Annotated in this window: 19 protein-coding genes; 12 read left to right on the top strand and 7 right to left on the bottom strand. The window is 71.4% G+C overall.

Annotated elements, in window-relative coordinates; all coding sequences use genetic code 11:
• Positions 1–64: 64 nt before the first annotated feature.
• Positions 65–1,672, bottom strand: a complete 1,608-nt coding sequence (locus tag ACFT2C_RS22270) for a hypothetical protein (protein WP_377209264.1) — start codon at positions 1,670–1,672, stop codon at positions 65–67.
• The gene (locus ACFT2C_RS22265) at positions 1,654–2,493 is read right to left on the bottom strand and encodes an ABC transporter ATP-binding protein (protein WP_377209263.1); all 840 of its coding nucleotides are present in this window, start codon (positions 2,491–2,493) and stop codon (positions 1,654–1,656) included. The genes ACFT2C_RS22270 and ACFT2C_RS22265 overlap by 19 nt, the downstream gene beginning before the upstream one ends.
• Before the next feature lie 175 nt (positions 2,494–2,668).
• On the opposite strand from ACFT2C_RS22265, the gene ACFT2C_RS22260 reads away from it, so the two are divergent.
• Positions 2,669–4,159, top strand: coding sequence for a DNA recombination protein RmuC (locus ACFT2C_RS22260; protein WP_377209262.1), 1,491 nt, complete (start codon positions 2,669–2,671; stop codon positions 4,157–4,159).
• A gap of 143 nt (positions 4,160–4,302) precedes the next feature.
• On the opposite strand, the gene ACFT2C_RS22255 is transcribed toward ACFT2C_RS22260, so the two are convergent.
• Positions 4,303–5,340, bottom strand: coding sequence for a 4-hydroxy-3-methylbut-2-enyl diphosphate reductase (locus tag ACFT2C_RS22255; protein ID WP_377209261.1), 1,038 nt, complete (start codon positions 5,338–5,340; stop codon positions 4,303–4,305).
• 63 nt (positions 5,341–5,403) lie between these two features.
• Here ACFT2C_RS22255 and xseA point away from each other — a divergent pair, with 63 nt between their 5' ends.
• Complete coding sequence (xseA, locus tag ACFT2C_RS22250; RefSeq protein ID WP_377209260.1) at positions 5,404–6,666, top strand: exodeoxyribonuclease VII large subunit; 1,263 nt, start codon at positions 5,404–5,406, stop codon at positions 6,664–6,666.
• A 9-nt stretch (positions 6,667–6,675) separates the two neighbouring features.
• Here xseA and ACFT2C_RS22245 read toward each other — a convergent pair whose 3' ends face one another.
• Complete coding sequence (locus tag ACFT2C_RS22245; RefSeq protein WP_377209259.1) at positions 6,676–6,870, bottom strand: hypothetical protein; 195 nt, start codon at positions 6,868–6,870, stop codon at positions 6,676–6,678.
• Between the two features lie 175 nt (positions 6,871–7,045).
• Here ACFT2C_RS22245 and ACFT2C_RS22240 point away from each other — a divergent pair, with 175 nt between their 5' ends.
• Together ACFT2C_RS22240 and ACFT2C_RS22235 are read left to right on the top strand one after the other, a co-directional pair.
• Positions 7,046–7,405, top strand: a complete 360-nt coding sequence (locus tag ACFT2C_RS22240) for a phosphotransferase (RefSeq protein WP_377209283.1) — start codon at positions 7,046–7,048, stop codon at positions 7,403–7,405.
• Between the two features lie 74 nt (positions 7,406–7,479).
• On the top strand, positions 7,480–8,625 hold the full coding sequence (locus ACFT2C_RS22235) for an epoxide hydrolase family protein (RefSeq protein ID WP_377209258.1): 1,146 nt from the start codon (positions 7,480–7,482) through the stop codon (positions 8,623–8,625).
• 64 nt (positions 8,626–8,689) lie between these two features.
• Here ACFT2C_RS22235 and ACFT2C_RS22230 read toward each other — a convergent pair whose 3' ends face one another.
• Positions 8,690–9,439, bottom strand: a complete 750-nt coding sequence (locus ACFT2C_RS22230; RefSeq protein ID WP_377209257.1) for a class I SAM-dependent methyltransferase — start codon at positions 9,437–9,439, stop codon at positions 8,690–8,692.
• Positions 9,440–9,681: 242 nt separating this feature from the next.
• Here ACFT2C_RS22230 and ACFT2C_RS22225 point away from each other — a divergent pair, with 242 nt between their 5' ends.
• From ACFT2C_RS22225 to sigJ, 3 genes are all read left to right on the top strand, one after another.
• Entirely contained in the window at positions 9,682–9,927 is a 246-nt protein-coding gene (locus ACFT2C_RS22225) for a type II toxin-antitoxin system CcdA family antitoxin (protein ID WP_377209256.1), read from the top strand.
• The gene (locus ACFT2C_RS22220) at positions 9,924–10,325 is read left to right on the top strand and encodes a hypothetical protein (protein WP_377209255.1); all 402 of its coding nucleotides are present in this window, start codon (positions 9,924–9,926) and stop codon (positions 10,323–10,325) included. The genes ACFT2C_RS22225 and ACFT2C_RS22220 overlap by 4 nt, the downstream gene beginning before the upstream one ends.
• Positions 10,326–10,462: 137 nt before the next feature.
• Positions 10,463–11,422 carry an RNA polymerase sigma factor SigJ gene (gene sigJ, locus ACFT2C_RS22215; protein ID WP_377209254.1) on the top strand — a complete coding sequence of 320 codons (960 nt, stop codon included), beginning with the start codon at positions 10,463–10,465 and terminating at the stop codon, positions 11,420–11,422.
• Here the strand turns inward: sigJ and ACFT2C_RS22210 are convergent.
• Positions 11,388–12,131 carry an SDR family oxidoreductase gene (locus tag ACFT2C_RS22210; RefSeq protein ID WP_377209253.1) on the bottom strand — a complete coding sequence of 248 codons (744 nt, stop codon included), beginning with the start codon at positions 12,129–12,131 and terminating at the stop codon, positions 11,388–11,390. The two genes, sigJ and ACFT2C_RS22210, sit on opposite strands and share 35 nt — an antisense overlap.
• Positions 12,132–12,230: 99 nt before the next feature.
• On the opposite strand from ACFT2C_RS22210, the gene ACFT2C_RS22205 reads away from it, so the two are divergent.
• Complete coding sequence (locus tag ACFT2C_RS22205; protein WP_377209252.1) at positions 12,231–12,893, top strand: HAD family hydrolase; 663 nt, start codon at positions 12,231–12,233, stop codon at positions 12,891–12,893.
• Positions 12,894–12,897: 4 nt separating this feature from the next.
• Here the strand turns inward: ACFT2C_RS22205 and ACFT2C_RS22200 are convergent, their stop codons facing one another.
• Positions 12,898–14,517 (bottom strand): ABC-F family ATP-binding cassette domain-containing protein, encoded by a 1,620-nt coding sequence (locus ACFT2C_RS22200; RefSeq protein WP_377209251.1) that lies wholly within the window; start codon positions 14,515–14,517, stop codon positions 12,898–12,900.
• 105 nt (positions 14,518–14,622) lie between these two features.
• Between ACFT2C_RS22200 and ACFT2C_RS22195 the strand changes: the two genes are divergently transcribed.
• The 4 genes from ACFT2C_RS22195 to ACFT2C_RS22180 all read left to right on the top strand — a co-directional run bounded on the left by ACFT2C_RS22195 (position 14,623) and on the right by ACFT2C_RS22180 (position 18,029).
• Positions 14,623–14,895, top strand: a complete 273-nt coding sequence (locus tag ACFT2C_RS22195) for an exodeoxyribonuclease VII small subunit (protein WP_377209250.1) — start codon at positions 14,623–14,625, stop codon at positions 14,893–14,895.
• Positions 14,892–15,818: a carbohydrate kinase gene (locus tag ACFT2C_RS22190; protein ID WP_377209249.1), complete on the top strand. Its 927-nt coding sequence runs from the start codon at positions 14,892–14,894 to the stop codon at positions 15,816–15,818. The genes ACFT2C_RS22195 and ACFT2C_RS22190 overlap by 4 nt, the downstream gene beginning before the upstream one ends.
• Entirely contained in the window at positions 15,815–16,504 is a 690-nt protein-coding gene (locus tag ACFT2C_RS22185) for a carbonic anhydrase (protein ID WP_377209248.1), read from the top strand. The genes ACFT2C_RS22190 and ACFT2C_RS22185 overlap by 4 nt, the downstream gene beginning before the upstream one ends.
• 82 nt (positions 16,505–16,586) lie before the next feature.
• Positions 16,587–18,029, top strand: a complete 1,443-nt coding sequence (locus tag ACFT2C_RS22180) for a class II fumarate hydratase (RefSeq protein WP_377209247.1) — start codon at positions 16,587–16,589, stop codon at positions 18,027–18,029.
• Positions 18,030–18,100 lie beyond the last annotated feature (71 nt).

Raw genomic sequence — 18,100 nt, 5'->3', positions numbered from 1 at the left:
GGCCCCAGGTTAGGAGGACCCTCTGACATGACCGCTGACCAGGGACGACGGCACGTGGGCCCCGTCACGGGAACGACTGCATCTGCTGGAGCAGCTCCGGCAGACGCCGGTTGTACACGCGGGCGCCGAACCGGACCGCGAGGACCAGGATGAGCGTGCCGTACAGGACGCCGACGACGAGCGTGGCGATGCCCCACAGGGGCCCGCCGAGCACGATCGCGGCGATGCCCACGGCGAAGACCGGCAACGACAGTCCGAGGGTGACGGCGAACCCGATCCCTTGCGACACGAGCGTGGCGATCGCGGCGCCCTGCGGGGACTTGAGCGGGCTCTCCCCCGGCTTGACCACCGGGTAGACGAGACGGGCCGAGACCGCGCAGGACACCGCGACGCTGACGAGCAGGGACCCGAGCGCCAGCCCGAGCAGGGGCAGCGTGAGGTGCCAGGAGTCGGAGACCCAGACCGACACCACCACCGTGGCCGCACTGACCAACGGCCCCACCACGAGCAGCGGTATCGCCCTGCCCCACCGGTCGGCCCTGCCGTCGACGCCCGCGGCGACGTGCAGGGCGAACGCCGTGTTGTCGTAGCCGATGTCGTTGGAGATGCTGAAGCCGAGGAGCCAGGCGACGAACGGCCCGGTCGCGAGCAGCATGGCGAAGCTGCCCGTGCTCTGGGCGGTGAAGTACATGATGACCGGCAGCAGCGGTACTACAGCTATCGAGCCGGAGTAGCGCGGGTCCCGAAGCCAGTAGGTCGCGGCACGGGCGGCGACGGCCCAGGTGGGCGAGAACGGCACTCGGCCGAACGCCCCCAGGCCCTTGGCCCTGCCACCACCGCCGTCGCCGACCGGCGGGCGCACCAGGGCACGGGCCAGCGCCCGGTCCCACACCAGCCAGGCCAGCCCGATGGTGCCGAGCGCGACGGCGAGCCGGCCGATCAGGCCCACCCAGTCGCCGTCGTGCGCTGTGCCGGCCAGTGACCAGGCGGCACCGAACGGCGTCCAGCCGACGACGGCGGAGACCTGCTCGAACAACGGGAGGACCGGCGTGCCCGCGCCGGAGTCGTCGCCCACCGAGACCTCGACGCCGTTGGTGAGCCAGCCGACCACCGGGCCGATCAGCACGAACAGCACCAGAGCCACGATGGTGACGACCTCGCGGTACCGCCTGGACTCCAGCACCGGCACGAGCACCGTGGTGATCGCGCGGGAGCCGATCACGCACGTGGCGACCCCGAGCACCGCGCCGACGAGCGCGACCAGGAGGACACCGGGCTCGAGCACCCACGCGAAGGAGGTCCCGAGAGCGACCAGCACGGTGGCGATGCCGGGCACCGAGACGAGACCCGCTACCGCGAGCCCCGCGACCAGGGTGCGGCGGGGTATCGCGAACGTCGTGAACCGGTGCGGGTCCAGGGTCGCGTCGACGCCGAAGGCGAAGATCGGGATCAGCCACCAGCCCACGACCGTCAGGGCTCCGCCGAGCGTGATCGCCACCGCTGCCCAGGACGGGTCCTCGACGAAGGCCAGCGCGCCGACGAGGATCACCAGGACGACCACGACGCCCAGTGCGTACAGCGCCGCGACGATCATGCCGATGGTCTGCCACACGCTCCTGCGGAACGTGTTGGCCATCAGCGTCAGCTTGAGGGTCAGGAACCGCGCAACCACGAGAGCCCTCCCGAGTGCTGACGCCCGCCCACGAGGTCCACGAACCGGTCTTCCAGGCTCTGCTCGCCACGCACCTCGTCCACGGTGCCGGCCGCGAGCACCTGCCCGGCCGCCATCACCGCCACGTGGTCGCACATGCGCTGCACCAGGTCCATGACATGGCTGGAAACGATCACCGTCCCGCCGCCCGCCACGTACCCCTTGAGGATGTCGCGGATGTTGGCGGCGCTGACCGGGTCGACCGCCTCGAACGGTTCGTCCAGCACCAGCGTGCGCGGCGCGTGGATCATGGCGCTGCCCAGGGCGATCTTCTTGGTCATGCCCGCGGAGTAGTCGACGACGAACGTGTCCGCGTCCGCGCCCAGGTCGAACGCCTGCAGCAGGTCGGCCGTCCGCTCGATGACCGTGGCCTTGTCCATCCCGCGCAGCATCCCGGCATACGTGAGCAGCTGGCGGCCGGTCAGCCGGTCGAACAGGCGCACGCCGTCGGGCAGCACGCCCAGTGTGGCCTTGGCCTCGTCGGGGCGAGCCCACAGGTCCATCCCGTGCACCCAGGCCGTGCCGAAGTCCGGTCGCAGCAGGCCCGTCGCCATCGAGAGCATGGTGGTCTTGCCGGCCCCGTTGGGGCCGACCAGGCCGTAGAACGAGCCGGTGGGCACGTCCAGGCTGACGCCGGAGACCGCCACCTTCTGCCCGAACCGCTTCCAGAGGCCGCGCACACTGAGCGCCGCCGACGGGTCGTACGGCGGTGGCTCCTGGGTCCCGGGCGCGCCTTGGGTCCCGGGGCTGCCCGGAGGGCTCGGATCGACTGGGATCGTCATGGCACACAACGTAGCGGGGACGTCCGACACCGCGGATCCGACGCGGGGATGAGCGCGGGTGATAGCGGGGGTCCGCCTGTGGGCGGAGGCCCTCGCCGGGGCCATACCAGGTGATTTGGAACGCACGGGGTGTCGTCGTGCTGGAGTGTCAGTGGCACGTGGCAGCCTGTCGCACATGGACATCGCCGGAACGATTCTGCTGGCCCTCGGCGCACTCGTCGTCGGTGCGCTGCTGGGATGGCTCGGTCACGCACAGCGCCAGGCGCCCGCCCAGCGCGAGGCCGACCTGGAGGCTGTGCGCCTGCGCTCCCAGGTCGACTCGGCCGACCAGCAGATCAGCGCCGCCCGGGAACGCGCGGACGAGCAGATCGCCGCCGCGCGCGAGCGCGCCGCGGAGCAGATCGCCGCCGCCCGGATCGAGCAGGAGAACGCGCGCCGCCAGTTCCAGGCCCTCGCCGGCGACGCGCTGGACGCCAACAGCAAGCGTTTCCTCGAGCTCGCGGAGGAGCGGCTCAAGCGTTCGGCGTCGGACGGCGAGCAGGCGCTCGCCAAGCGCGAGGAGGCCGTGAAGTCGCTGGTGGACCCGCTGACCAAGGCCGTAGAGCTGGTCCGCAACGAGGTGCTCCTGGCGGAGAAGGCCCGCATCGAGGGCCAGGGGGCCCTCGTGGAGCAGATGCGCAACGTCGCCGAGGTGTCGACAGACCTGCGCAACGGCACCGCTGACCTGGTCACGGCGCTACGCTCGTCGCAGACGCGCGGGGCATGGGGCGAGCTGCAGCTGCGCAAGGTCGTCGAGTCGGCGGGCATGATCAACCGCGTCGACTTCACCGAGCAGGCCCAGGTCACGACGGATGACGGCACGCTCCGCCCGGACATGGTCATCAACCTCGCCGGTGGCAAGCGCGTCGTCGTGGACTCCAAGGTCGCGTTCCTCGGCTTCCTGGAGGCGCAGCAGTCCGACGACGTCGCGTACCGCGAGCAGCGCCTCGACGCGCACGTGCGGCACATGCGTAAGCACGTGGACGACCTGGCCGCCAAGAAGTACTGGAACCAGTTCGAGCCCGCGCCCGAGTTCGTCGTCATGTTCGTGCCGGCCGAGGCCTTCCTGTCGGCGTCGCTGGAGCGCGCCCCGGAGCTGCTGGAGTACGCGGCACAGAAGAACGTCATCATCGCGACGCCGACCACGATGCTCGCCCTGCTGCGCACCGTGGCGTACGCGTGGCGGCAGGAGGCGCTGGCGGAGAACGCGCAGAAGGTGCTCACCGTCGGCAAGGAGCTGTACGCCCGCCTGGTCACCATGACCGGCCACGTCACCAGGACGGGCCGAGCCCTGGAGTCCGCGACGAAGAGCTACAACCAGATGATCGGCTCGCTGGAGCGCAATGTGCTCACGTCGGCGCGCCGGATGGTGGAGCTCGACGTGGTCGACTCCCGCGACGCCATCGAGGAGATCAGGGGCATCGAAGAGGTGCCGCGCCCGATCACCAAGCCGGAGCTGCTGGCGGCGGATGAGGGCGGCGTCATCGCGATCGACCGCGCGCAGGACACCGACAGCATCCTGGTGCAGGAGCTGGAGGTCACCGAGCTCGCGGCGACCGACAAGCGCGCCCTCGAGGCAGTCGAGGACGCGCAAGGCGGCAAGAAGGACACCGCGGCGGCCGGCTGAGCAGCTGGGCTGGTCTGCTGCGCGAAGCCGGACAGGGCCCGGGCCAGGCAGCGCGGATGATCGGCAAAAGGTCAGGAGATCGGCATCTCAGAACGCCGATCTCCTGACCTCTTGCCGATCACACACGGCCGCGCGTGCCGTTCTCAGGCCTGCGGGAGCTCCTTGCGGGCCTCGCGGCGCGGGCGCTTGGGCTCCTCGCCGGCGGCCTTCAGGCCAGCCCGCAGCTCGCGGGGCAGCGAGAACATGAGGTCCTCGGTGGCGGTCCGCACCTCGTCGACAGTGCCGAAGCCGTGGTCGGCGAGGTGCGCGATGACGTCCTGCACCAGGATCTCCGGCACGGAGGCACCCGAGGTCACGCCCACCGTGGTGACGCCCTCGAGCCACTCGTCGCGGATCTCGGTCTTGCGGTCCACGCGGTACGAGGCGGAGGCGCCGGACTGGAGCGCCACCTCGACCAGCCGCACGGAGTTGGACGAGTTCGCCGAGCCCACCACGATGACGAGGTCGCACTCCGGCGCCAGCTTCTTCACGGCCACCTGGCGGTTCTGCGTGGCGTAGCAGATGTCGTCGCTGGGCGGGTCCTGCAGGGACGGGAACTTCTCGCGCAGCCGGCGGACGGTCTCCATGGTCTCGTCCACCGAGAGGGTGGTCTGCGAGATCCACACGACCTTGTCGGGATCGCGCACTACGACCTGGTCCACCTCGTCCGGCGAGTTCACGACCTGCACGTGCTCGGGCGCCTCGCCGGCGGTGCCCTCGACCTCCTCGTGACCGGTGTGCCCGATCAGCAGGATGTCGTAGTCGTCCTTGGCGAACCGCACGGCCTCCTTGTGCACCTTGGTGACCAGGGGGCAGGTCGCGTCGATCGTCTCCAGGCTGCGTGCCTCGGCCGAGGCACGTACGGCCGGCGACACACCGTGCGCGGAGAACACGAGCCGGGCGCCCTCGGGCACCTCGTCGGTCTCGTTGACGAAGATGGCGCCGCGTTCGCGCAGCGTCTCCACCACGTGCTTGTTGTGCACGATCTCCTTGCGCACGTACACCGGGGTGCCGTACGTCTCCAGGGCCTTCTCGACGGCGACCACCGCACGGTCCACGCCGGCGCAATAACCGCGCGGGGCGGCCAGCAGGACGCGCTTGGTCTTGGTCTCAGCAGGACGCTCAGGGCTCGTGACGCTCACAACCGCAGTCTAAGGGCGGCGTGCGGAGGGCTTGTGTCGGTGGTGGGTGGCAGGGTTGGACACGTGACGGAACCGACCCAGCAGTCCCTCCCCGCCGAGCTCCCCCGCAAGGCGCTCGACACCACGCCCACCAGCCCGTGGCCGGTTCGCGTGCTCTCGGAGAAGATCCGGGGCTACATCGACAAGATGCCGCCGGTCTGGGTCGAGGGACAGGTCGTGCAGTTCAACCATCGTCCCGGCTCCGGCATGCAGTGGCTGACACTCCGCGACACCGAGGCCGACGCCTCCCTGCCCGTGACCATCTTCTCGCGCGTCCTCGGCATGCTGCCGCAGCCGCCGAGCGAGGGCGACCACGTGGTGGTGCACGCCAAGCCCGTCTTCTGGACCAAGCGCGGCACCCTGCAGATGCAGGCCAACGAGATCAAGGCCGTCGGCGTCGGCGAGCTGCTGGCCCGGATCGAGGCGCTGAAGAAGGTGCTCGCGGCGGAGGGCCTGTTCGACGTCTCCCGCAAGCAGCGGCTCCCGTTCCTGCCGGCCGTCGTGGGGCTCGTGTGCGGGCGCGAGTCCAAGGCGGAGCACGACGTCGTGGTGAACGCCCGCGCCCGCTGGCCGCAGGTGCGGTTCGAGATCCGCGAGGTCGCGGTGCAGGGCGTCTACGCGGTGCGCGAGGTGTCGGCCGCGATCGCCGAGCTCGACCAGGACCCCGCCGTGGACGTCATAGTCGTCGCCCGCGGCGGTGGCTCCGTCGAGGACCTACTGCCGTTCAGCAACGAGTCGCTCGTCCGTGCGGTCGCGCAGGCCCGCACTCCCCTCGTCAGCGCCATCGGCCACGAGACGGACGCCCCGCTGCTCGACCTCGTCGCGGACTACCGCGCCTCCACACCCACCGACGCCGCCAAGCGGATAGTTCCCGACGTCTCGGAGGAACGCCACCGCCTCACCCAGGCCCGCGGCCGGATGCGCGGCGCTGTTGCGGCCATGATCAACCGCGAGCAGCACGGGCTCGACGGCGTCCGCTCGCGCCCGGTCCTCGCCGTCCCACACACGATGCTCGAGTCGCGCGAACGCGACATCGTCCAGGCCCTCCGGCACAGCCGCCAGGCCCTGAACGCGCTGCTGCTGCGCGCGAGCGGCGAGATCGGACGCCTGGGCGCCCAGGTCAGGGCGCTGTCGCCGGCGTCGACGCTGGAGCGCGGATACGCCGTCGTGCAACGGGCGGACGGACATGTGGTGCGGCGGCCCGACGACGTCAAGGTCGGCGCCGGCGTGCACGTCCGCCTCGCCCAGGGCGCGCTGGACGCGCAGGTCACCGCTACTATTCCCTAGGCCACCACGTCAGGACCTGCGACGGTGGCCGAACGGCTTGCGCGCGAGGGCCTGGCCACCGGCCGGCCGGTGCGTACCGTGCGCGGCTCGCTCGTCGCACCAGGTGAGCGGCTCGCGCTGCTCGCGTACGTCCCGGGGCGAGAGCTGGAGGGCACGACGAGCGAGGAACAACGCTGGATCGGGCGCACTCTCGCCGAAGTACACGCGGCAGGCACCCTCGTCGGCGCCACCACCGTCAGCGCCACCACCGTCAGCTTCTTCGACTGGCTCTCACCAGGCGCCCCGGGCGTCGGCGCGCATCCCTGGCTCCCGCCCGCCATCGAGGAAGCACGTGCAGCTGTCGACCAACTGACCGTTACCTGGTCCGTCCTGCACACGGATCCGGCACCCGAGGCATTCCGGTACGACGACGCCACCGGAACCACCGGGGCTGATCGACTGGGCCGGCGCATGCGGCGGGCCCGTCCTCTACGACGTCGCGTCCGCGGTGATGTACCTCGGCGGACCGCAGCGCGCCGGGGCCTTTCTCGACGCGTACTCGGCCGCGAGCCCGCTCGATCCCGCCGAGCTGCGCCACCTCGACGCCTTCCGCCAGTTCCGTTGGGCAGTCCAAGCCGCGTACTTCGCGCGAAGGCTCAGCGCCCATGACCTGACCGGCGTCAGCGACCAGAGCGACAACCAACGCGGGCTCGATGACGCTCGGCGCGGCCTGGCCGGGCTGTCCTCGCCGGCGCGATAGAGCCCCAGGATCAGCCGCCACTCCTGCGAAGTAGAGGCCAGAACCTGTCCGCTTCATCTGACATCGTGAGTGTCATGACACAGCACAGCAGCGCACTCGTCCCGTTCCGCATCGACATCCCGCAGGCCGACGTCGACGACCTGCGGGACCGGCTCGCGCGCACGCACCGGCCGATCCCGGTCCCAGATCGGGACGACCGCGCGGACTTCAGCCGCGGCATCCCGCAGGCGTACCTGACGGAGCTCGCCGAGTACTGGCGCGACGGGTTCGACTGGCGCGCGCAGGAGGCTGCGCTCAACGAGTACGAGCAGTTCACCACCGTCGTCGACGGACAGACGTTCCACGTGGTGCACGTGCGTTCCGCGAATCCCGACGCCACCCCGCTCATCCTGAGCCACGGCTGGCCGGGCTCGTTCGTGGAGTACCAGCGCCTCATCCCGCTGCTGACCGACGAGTTCCACGTGGTCATCCCGTCGCTGCCGGGGTTCGGGTTCTCCACGCCGCTCTCCGGGACCGGCTGGGAGGTCGCGCGCACCACCGAGGCCTACGCCGAGATCATGACGCGGCTCGGGTACGAGCGGTTCGCGGCGCACGGCACCGACATCGGCGCGGGCACCACCGGCCGGCTCGCGGCGCTCTACCCGGAGCGTGTCATCGGCACCCACGTGGGCAGCGACGGCCGGTCGCTCGCGATGGTCGGCGACAAGTTCCCCTACCCCGAGGGGCTGACCGAGGACGAGATCGCGCAGATCGAGGCGGTCCGCGCCAAGGACGTCGCCGAGCGCGGGTACTTCGAGATGCAGAACCACCGCCCCGACACGATCGGCGCGGCGCTCGCCGACTCGCCGGTCGGCCAGCTCGCGTGGATCGCCGAGAAGTTCCAGACCTGGACCAACCCCGCGCACGCGACCCCCGACGAGGCGGTCGACCGCGACCAGCTCCTCACCAACGTCAGCCTGTACTGGTTCACCCGCTCCGGTGCGTCGAGCGCGCAGTTCTACTACGAGGCCGAGCACTCGGGGCTCGACTGGATCGCGCCCTCGGGCGTGCCGGCCGGCTGGGCAGTCTTCGACACGCACCCGCTCATGCGTCGCGCGATGGACCCGTGGAACGCCGTGAGCCACTTCAGCGAGTTCACCGAGGGCGGGCACTTCCCCGCGATGGAGGAGCCCGAGCTGCTCGCGGGCGACATCCGTACCTTCTTCCGCGGCCTGCGCTGACCCGGCGGCCCGACGGCGGACCGCGCGCGGCTCGACGGCGACGCCGCCCCGACGGCGATCCGCCTCAGCGCCGTCGCGCCACGAACACCCACTCCAGTCCAGGCCGGTCCGGCGCGTCCAGCACCTCGTCGATCTCGAACCCGGCGGCGTCCAGCGACTCCTCGATCTCGTCCCGCTCGCGGAACCGCAGGGTCGAGACCGAGGTGACCACGTCGCCGTCGGGCAGCACCCCGGGCGGGAAGCGGTAGGAGCCCTGGAAGGTGACCAGCGGGAGCGCCACCTCCAGGAGGTCGTTCCACGTCTCGACCTCACCGATCCCGGGGATGTGCCGCCGGGCGGACTGGTGCTCGCGGGTCCAGCCGAGCCAGGCCTGCCGTGCTGGGATCCGGGTCTCGAACACGAGGACGCCGCCGGGGCGCAGGGCGTCGTGGACCGCCGCGAGCGCCTGCGCCCACTCCTCGTCGGTGCAGAACACCTGCGCGACGTTGCCGGTCATCGTCGCGAGGTCGGCGGCGAGGCCCAGGCCGGCTACGGCGTCGGCTGCGCCCTCGACCCAGGTGACCGCCTCGGCGCCGGGCTTCGCCCGGGCGACCTCCAGGGACGCGGCGGCGGGGTCGACGCCGGTCATGCGCAGGCCGCGCTCGGCCAGGAGCAGGGCGAGCACGCCCGTCCCGCAGCCGACGTCGAGCACGCTGCGGGCGCCGAGCCGCTCGGCGACGCCGACGTACAGGTCGAGGTCGCCGCGGTCGTCGTCGAAGGCGTCGTAGAGCCGCGCGAGCCGGGGGTCCACGAAGATCGGGTCGGGTGCGGTCATGTCGGAATGCTCACACGACCGGGCCGGGAGCCCAAGGATATTCGCGGTGCGGGAGGGAGCGTGGCGCTGCGGATACGCAAGGATTTTCGCCTGGCACTGCCGCACGAGTAGACGTGTAGTCGACTGGCCACATGACAATTTGTTTGGAGCGTCCGCCGACCTTGGCCGACGCAGATGTGGCCCTTGAAATGGCCCCGGTCCTTCGACCGGTTCTTGCTCGCATACCGCAGTATGCTGAGCCAATGGCCGGCACCGGACGCATCACCGTCACGCTCCCTCTCAAGCAGATCGAGTGGATTCGCCAGCGCACTGACAACATCTCGGCCTTCGTCGCCGAGGCGGTCGCAGCAGAGATCCGGCACGAGTACCGGCGCAGGTATGTCGAGGACCACCAGGCCCGGTTCGGCGAGTTCACGGAAGAGGCGCGCGCGAACGCACGCGCTCGCGCAGCGAAGATCCTCGGACGGGCCGAGGGAGGAGACGAGTGAACACCTACAGGCAGGCGATCGTGCTCGACTCCGAGGCGTTCTCGGCCCTCGTCCGGAACGACGACGCGTTCGTGGCGCTCTTCAACGAGCTCGATATCCAGGGAGCCGAGTTCCTCCTGAGTGCCAATACGATCATTGAGGGCACCGACCCCAAGACACACCCTGCCCACCTGCGACGGGTGCTCAAGGGTCTCAAGGTCGAACCGGTCACCGAGGAGTCCGCGATCGCTGCTCTGCGGCTGCTCAAGGAGGCGAACGTCCACGGTCACTCGCACGCCATCGACGCGACGGTCGCCGAGGTCGCGCTGCGCCAGGAAGGACCTGCGACGATTCTCACGTCGGACCTGAAGGACATGCGCAAGCTGACCGACGGTCGCGTCAACGTCGAGAAGGTCTGACTCCCGCCGACACCTACGCTGCCCTGGCCACGGCGTCCTTTCGCGGCTCGGGCAGCGTAGGTTTCTCCTGTCACAGGACGCCCCGTGGCTGGCCGTCTCCGGGTGACACGCAGAACGGCACCGCCAGGGAGAGCACGATGACAGGTCACGTAGACACCACGCTGGACGACGCAGCGGCGGTGTTCGACGGCGAGCGCCGTCGGCTGTTCGGCATCGCGTACCGGATGCTCGGCTCCGCGGCGGAGGCCGAGGACGTGGTGCAGGAGACCTGGGTGCGGTGGCAGACGACCGACCGGTCGGTGGTCGTGAACCCGCAGGCGTTCCTCACCACGACCGCCACCCGCCTGGCGATCAACGTGCTGCAGAGCGCGCGGTCGCGCCGCGAGGCGTACGTCGGGCCGTGGCTGCCCGAACCCGTGGACACGAGCGAGGACCCGACGCTGGGCGCCGAGCGGGCGGAGGCCCTGGACGTCGCCCTGCTGGTGCTGCTGGAGCGCCTCACCCCCACCGAGCGGGCCGCGTACGTGCTGCGCGAGGCGTTCGACTACTCGTACCCGGAGATCGCGCGGATCGTCGGGGCGTCTCCCACGAACACGCGCCAGCTCGTGAGCCGGGCCCGGAAGCATCTGTCGTCGGAGCGGCGGAACGCCGTGAGCACGACCGAGCGCCGCGCGCTCCTGGAGGCGTTCCTCGCCGCCGCGCGCGTGGGCGACGTCGAACGGCTGGAGAGCCTGTTCGCCGAGAACGTCGTCACCCGCGCCGACAGCAACGGGACCGCGAAGCACGTCGCGCGCGTCGCCGTCACGGGCCGGACCAAGGTGGCGCGGGTCCTGTCCTCGTTCGCCGAGATCTTCTGGGCCGGCATCACGACACGGCCGATCGAGGTCAACGGCGCGGAGGGCATGGCGATGGAGCGGGACGGCGAGCTGGTCGGCATCCTTGCCGTCACGGCCTCCGCCGAGGGCCTGCACGAGCTCATGTGGCAGCTCAATCCGGAGAAGATCGACCCGTTCCGGCGGGCCCGGGCTGGCCGGGCCGCGCCGGAGGGTTCGACCGGATCCGCTACGCCTGGGCCTTCCGCCACTCCTCGTAGCTGACCTCGCCCAGGTTGGCCTCGCCGTGCGGCACGAGCTCGCCGTCCTCGAGCGCCGCCCCGAAGTAGGTGGCGCTCGGGTCGGTGCGGACCTCGCGGGGGTCGTCCTTCGACGCGAGGTACGTCCGCACGATCTCGTCGAAGCCGAAGACCTCCGGCCCGGCGATCTCGATGGTCCCGCCCAGCGGCGTGCCGACGGCGGTCCGGGCCACGAAGCGGGCGACGTCCGCCGAGGCGATGGGCTGGAAGCGGACCGGCGCGACGTGGACCACGCCGTCGGCCGTCGCCGTGTCGGCGATCGCGCCCAGGAACTCCAGGAACTGCGTGGACCGCACGATCGACCAGCCGTTGCCGGAGGCCTTGACGAGGTCCTCCTGCACGACCTTCGCGCGCATGTAGCCGGAGTCGATTCCCTCGGCGCCCACGATCGAGAGGATCACGTGGTGCTGGACGCCGGCCTTCCGCTCGGCCTCGAGCACGTTCGTCGTCGAGGTGCGGAAGAAGCTGGTGACGTCCTCCTCCGCGAACGAGGGCGAGTTGCTGAGGTCGACCACCACCTGCGCGCCCTCGAGCACCTCCGCAAGGCCCTCACCGGTCAGGGTGTTCACGCCGGTCTGCGGCGCGGCGGGTACTGCTTCGTGGCCGTGCTCCCGCAGGTTGCTCACGACCTGGCTGCCTACGAGGCCGGTACCTCCGATGACCACAATCTTCATGGTGCACTCCCCTTCGTGTCCGCGACGTTCTCGCAACGGGCCGACCGGCCCGTCACGAGTTCGACCGGGGTCACCCCGGATCTGTGACAGGGTTCCCTGGTGACGACCATCCGACACGTCCTCTTCGACGCCGACGGCGTCCTCCAGGAGATCCGCGGCGGCTTCTACACCTCGGCGACGCCGTTCCTCGGCGAGCGCACCCGCGAGATCATGAATCTCGCGTCCGAGCGCGAACGGCCGCTACTCGCGGGCGACGACGACTTCCTGCCGGTCCTCGACGACGTCCTGCGGCAGTACGAGGTCGACGTACGGGCGGCCGACCTGTTCGCGGCCGTCTGGCAGAACATCGCCGCCTCGGCGGCATCGCTCGACCTGGTCCGTGGGCTGCGGGACGCGGGCTACGCCGTGCACCTCGGGACCAACCAGGTCCGGCGTCGGGCCGACCACATGCGGGCCGCGCTGCCCTACGACGAGCTGTTCGACGTCAAGCTCTACTCGTGTGACCTGGGTGTGGCCAAGCCGGACGCCGCGTTCTTCCAGAAGGCCGCGACGCGGATCGGTGCCGAGCCGGCCTCGATCCTCTTCGTCGACGACCACTCCCCCAACGTCGCGGGCGCCCGGTCGACCGGGATGACCGCCGTGCACTGGCGCATCGACGACGGGCACGACGTGCTGCTGGAGCTGCTCGCCGAGCACGGCGTCGCGCCCGACGTCGGCCCGGGCCCCGACGATGACGACGCCGGAGCCGGCGCGAGCACCTGACCGCCTACCGCTCCCGCTCGACCCGCCGCTCGTCCCAGACAGGCTCCGCCGTCTCGCGCACGACGCCGTCGGACCCGAAGACGAGGTACCGGTCGAAGGACCGCGCGAACCAGCGGTCGTGCGTCACGGCCAGCACGGTCCCGTCGAACGACTCCAGGCCCTCCTGCAGCGCCTCGGCCGACTCGAGGTCGAGGTTGTCGGTGGGCTCGTCGAGCAGCAGCGCGGTCGAGCCGGCGAGCTCGAGCAGCAGGATCTGGAACCGGGCCTGCTGGCCACCGGACAGCCGGTCGAAGGGCCGGTCCGCCGCCTCGGTGAGCTCGTAGCGCCGCAGCCGCGCCATCGCCTTGCCCTTGTCCTGCGCGTGGTCCTCCCACAGGATGTCGAGCAGCGCGCGGCCGAACAGCTCGGGGTGCGCGTGCGTCTGCGCGAAGTGCCCGGCGACGACCCGCGCCCCGAGCTTCCACGAGCCCGTGTGCGCGACGTCGCCGCCCGCGAGCAGCCGCAGGAAGTGCGACTTGCCCGAGCCGTTCGAGCCGAGCACGGCCACCCGTTCGCCGTAGAAGACCTCCAGGTCGAACGGCTTCATGAGCCCGGTGAGCTCCAGGCCTTCGCAGGTCACGGCCCGCAGGCCGGTGCGCCCGCCGCGCAGGTGCATGGTGATGTCCTGCTCGCGGGGCGGCTCCGGCGGCGGGCCTGCCTCCTCGAACTTCTTCAGGCGGGTCTGCGCCGCGCGGTAGCGCGAGGCCATGTCGGGGCTGCTCGCGGCCTGGTTCCGCAGGGTCAGGACCAGCTTCTTGAGCTGCGCGTGCTTCTCGTCCCAGCGGCGGCGCAGCTCCTCGAACCGCGCGAACCGCTCGCGCCGGGCGTCGTGGAACGTGGCGAACCCGCCGCCGTGCACCCAGGCGTCGGCGCCCGCAGGGCTCGGCTCCAGCGACACGATCCGGTCCGCGGCCCGGGACAGCAGCTCCCGGTCGTGGGACACGAACAGGACGGTCTTCTTGGTCGCCCTGAGCTGGTCCTCCAGCCAGCGTTTGCCCGGCACGTCGAGGTAGTTGTCCGGCTCGTCGAGCAGCAGCACCTCGTCGGTGCCGCGCAGCAGCGCCTCCAGGACGAGCCGCTTCTGCTCGCCGCCCGACATGGTCCGCACCTCGCGGAACTGCGCTCGGTCGTAGGGCACGCCGAGCGCGGCCATGGTGCACACGTCCCACAGGGTCTCGGCCTCGTACCCGCGCACCTCCGCCCAGTCCGAGAGCGCCTGGGCGTACGCCATCTGGGCAGCCTCGTCGTCGACCGTCAGCATCCTGTGCTCGGCCTCGTCGACGGCGCGCGCGACCTCGCGCAGGCGGGGCGCCGACACGGACACCAGCAGGTCGCGCACCGTGGTCTCGTCGCGCACCGAGCCCACGAACTGGCGCATGACGCCGAGCCCGCCGCTCGCCGCCACCGAACCGCCGTGCGGCGCCAGCTCCCCGGTGATGATCCGCAGGAGCGTGGTCTTGCCCGCGCCGTTCGGGCCGACGATCGCCGTCGCGCTGCCCTCGCCCACGCGGAACGAGACGTCCCCGAGAAGGGTCCGGCCATCCGGCAGGTGGTATTCGACGTGCGCTACTTCGAGATGGCCCATGGGTCACCATGGTCCGACGTCGGACGCGCCATCACCAAACTCTTTCGCGACCCGGCCTGTGGACGGAGACCACGGATGTCGGTGACGTGCTGTTGACTGTTCCCCGTGAGTACAGATGCCGTGACCGGAACCGATCCGGTGAGCGACGCACCCGACGTCGCCACCCTCAGCTATGAGCAGGCGCGCGACGAGCTCGTGCAGGTGGTGAGCCGGCTGGAGACCGGCGGCGAGCCGCTGGAGGCGTCCCTCGCGCTCTGGGAGCGCGGCGAGGCGCTGGCCGCGCGCTGCCAGGAGTGGCTCGACGGCGCCCGCGAGCGCCTCGCCGCCGCGCAGCAGGGGTCGGCCTCGTCCGCTGAGTCGCCGGAGGACGCCGAGTGAGCGCGTACGTCCTCGCCGTGGGCGAGGCTCTCGTGGACGAGGTGCGCCGGCCCGACGGCTCCTCGGCGGAGCATCCCGGTGGCAGCATCGCCAACGTGGCCCTCACGCTGGGCCGCCTGGGCCGGGAGGTCCGGCTCGCGACCTGGCTCGGGCCGGACGCGCGGGGCGACCTCGTGCGCGGCTGGCTCGCCGAGTCCGGCGTCGGGCTGGTCGAGGGCAGCGACGGCGCCGAGCGCACCAGCGTCGCTGTGGCCACGCTGGACGACGACGGCTCGGCCAGCTACGACTTCGACCTCACGTGGCAGGTGCCCGCTGCGGCTCTGCCGGGCGCGGGGACCGACGACGCGCTCGCCGTCCACACGGGTTCGATCGCGGCGATGCTCGAGCCGGGCGCCGGGCAGGTGCGCCAGGTCCTGGCGGCCGCGCGCGCGACGTCGACCACCACGTACGACCCGAACGCCCGGCCCGCCATCATGGGCTCCGCGGACGAGGTGCGCCCGCGCGTCGAGGCGCTCGTGCAGCTCTCGGACGTGGTCAAGGTCAGCGACGAGGACCTGGGCTGGCTCTACCCCGGCACCGATCCGGTCGCCGTCGCGCGCGAGTGGCAGCGCGGTACGCCCGCGCTGGTGGTGGTCACTTTCGGTGGCAAGGGCGCGGTAGCCGTGTCCGACGCCGGTGAGGTCGAGGCGGTCGCCCCGCAGGTCGAGGTGGTCGACACCGTGGGGGCGGGCGACTCGTTCATGGGCGCCCTGATCGACGGCCTGTGGGAGCACGACCTGCTGGGCGCCGCCCGGCGGGACGCGCTGAACGCCGTCGACGCGGCCACCGTGCAGCGGGTCCTGGACCGCTGCTGCGCGGTCGCCGCCATCACCGTGTCCCGGGCGGGCGCCAACCCGCCGCGTCGTGCGGAGGTCGGATCATGAGCCCGGACCTGAACCCGGAGCCGCTCACGCCGCGTGACGCCTGGGCGCTGCTGCGTTCCGGCAACGACCGGTTCGTCGCCGACGCGCCCGCGCACCCGTCGCAGAACGCGGACCGGCGGCGCGAGCTGCAGGCCGCGCAGCACCCGCACACGGTGATCTTCGGCTGCTCGGACTCCCGCGTCGCGGCGGAGATCATCTTCGACCAGGGCCTGGGCGACGTGTTCGTGGTCCGCACCGCCGGGCACGTCCTGGACACCACGGTGATCGGCTCGATCGAGTACGGGGTCGACGTGCTCGGCGCGTCCCTCGTGGTGGTGCTGGGGCACGACTCGTGCGGTGCGGTGGCGGCCGCTGCGCACACGCTCGCCACGGGCGAGCAGCCCAGCGGGTTCGTGCGTGCCATCGTCGACCGGGTGATCCCGTCGATCGTGAACATCACGTCGGGCGACCAGGCCGGGGCCATGGCCGCCCTGTCGGACCAGGACGTGCTGCGCCGTGAGCACGTGAAGCACACCGTCGGGATGCTGCACAGCTATTCGGCCGGGCTGTCGCGCGCCGTCGAGGAGGGCCGGTGCGCCGTCGTCGGCCTGGAGTACGACCTCGCCGTGGGCAGCGCCCGCATGGTGGACGTGATCGGGGACGTCGGCGAGCTGCCCGGCCCCATCGGGATGCCCCGCGCCGGGTGACCCGGCCGGGCGGCGGGATCGGGGTGACACGAGTCACGCGCTCAGGTGCATGACCGGGGCGAGGCTGCGGCACGATAGACCTATGACTGCTGACACCGTCGTCTCGTCGAGCTCTTCCGAGTCCGGCGACACCACCGACTACCGCATCGAGCACGACACCATGGGCGAGGTCCGTGTCCCCGCGAACGCCCTGTACCGCGCGCAGACGCAGCGTGCCGTCGAGAACTTCCCCATCTCCGGCACCCCCCTCGAGCGCGCCCACATCGAGGCCCTCGCGCGCGTGAAGAAGGCCGCCGCCACCGCGAACGCGGAGCTGGGCGTGCTCGACCAGGACATCGCCGACGCGATCGTCGCCGCCGCGGACGAGGTCGCCTCCGGCAAGTACGACGGCCACTTCCCGATCGACGTCTACCAGACCGGCTCGGGCACGTCGTCGAACATGAACACCAACGAGGTCATCGCGACGCTCGCGACGGCCTCGCTCGGCAAGGACGTGCACCCGAACGACCACGTCAACGCGTCGCAGTCGTCGAACGACGTGTTCCCCACCTCGGTGCACGTCGCCGCGACGTCGGGCGTCGTGAACGACCTGATCCCCGCGCTGACCCACCTGGCAGAGGCGCTGCAGGCGAAGTCCGTCGAGTACGCAACGGTCGTGAAGTCCGGCCGCACGCACCTCATGGACGCCACCCCGGTCACGCTCGGCCAGGAGTTCGGCGGGTACGCCGCCGCGATCCGCTACGGCGTCGAGCGCCTGCAGGCCGCGCTGCCGCGCGCCGCCGAGGTCCCGCTGGGCGGCACCGCCGTCGGCACCGGCATCAACACGCCCGCGGGCTTCCCGCAGCGGGTCATTGCCCTGCTCGCGCAGGACACCGGCCTGCCCCTGACCGAGGCGCGCGACCACTTCGAGGCGCAGTCGGCGCGGGACGGCCTGGTCGAGCTGTCGGGTGCGCTGCGCACCATCGCGGTCTCCATGACGAAGATCTGCAACGACCTGCGCTGGATGGGCTCCGGCCCCAACACGGGCCTGGGCGAGATCTCGCTGCCCGACCTGCAGCCGGGCTCCTCGATCATGCCGGGCAAGGTGAACCCGGTGATCCCCGAGGCCGTGCTCATGGTGTGCGCGCGCGTGATCGGCAACGACGCCACCGTGACGTGGGCCGGCGCGTCCGGCTCGTTCGAGCTCAACGTGCAGATCCCGGTGATCGCGCAGGGCGTGCTCGAGTCGATCCGCCTGCTGTCCAACTCCTCGCGCGTGCTGGCGGACAAGACCATCGTCGGCATCACCGCGAACGTCGACCGGGCCCGCGCGCTGGCCGAGTCGTCGCCGTCGATCGTCACGCCGCTGAACCGCGTGATCGGCTACGAGGCCGCCGCCAAGGTCGCCAAGACTGCCGTCAAGGAGGGCATCACGGTGCGCCAGGCGGTCATCGACCTGGGCTTCGTCGAGCGCGGCGAGGTCACCGAGGAGCAGCTCGACACGGCCCTCGACGTCCTCTCCATGACGCGCCCGCCCCAGCCCTGAGCCCCACTGCCGTTACGCCGAAGTAGAGCGTGTGTCCGGGCCGACGCGGGCAACCCCGCGTAGGCCCGGAC

It is taken from the genome of Promicromonospora sp. NPDC057138 (assembly GCF_042670845.1).
Taxonomy (GTDB): Bacteria; Actinomycetota; Actinomycetes; order Actinomycetales; family Cellulomonadaceae; genus Promicromonospora.
The sequence above is the reverse complement of the archived record's forward strand: the minus strand, read 5'-3'. Positions and strand labels throughout refer to the sequence as shown.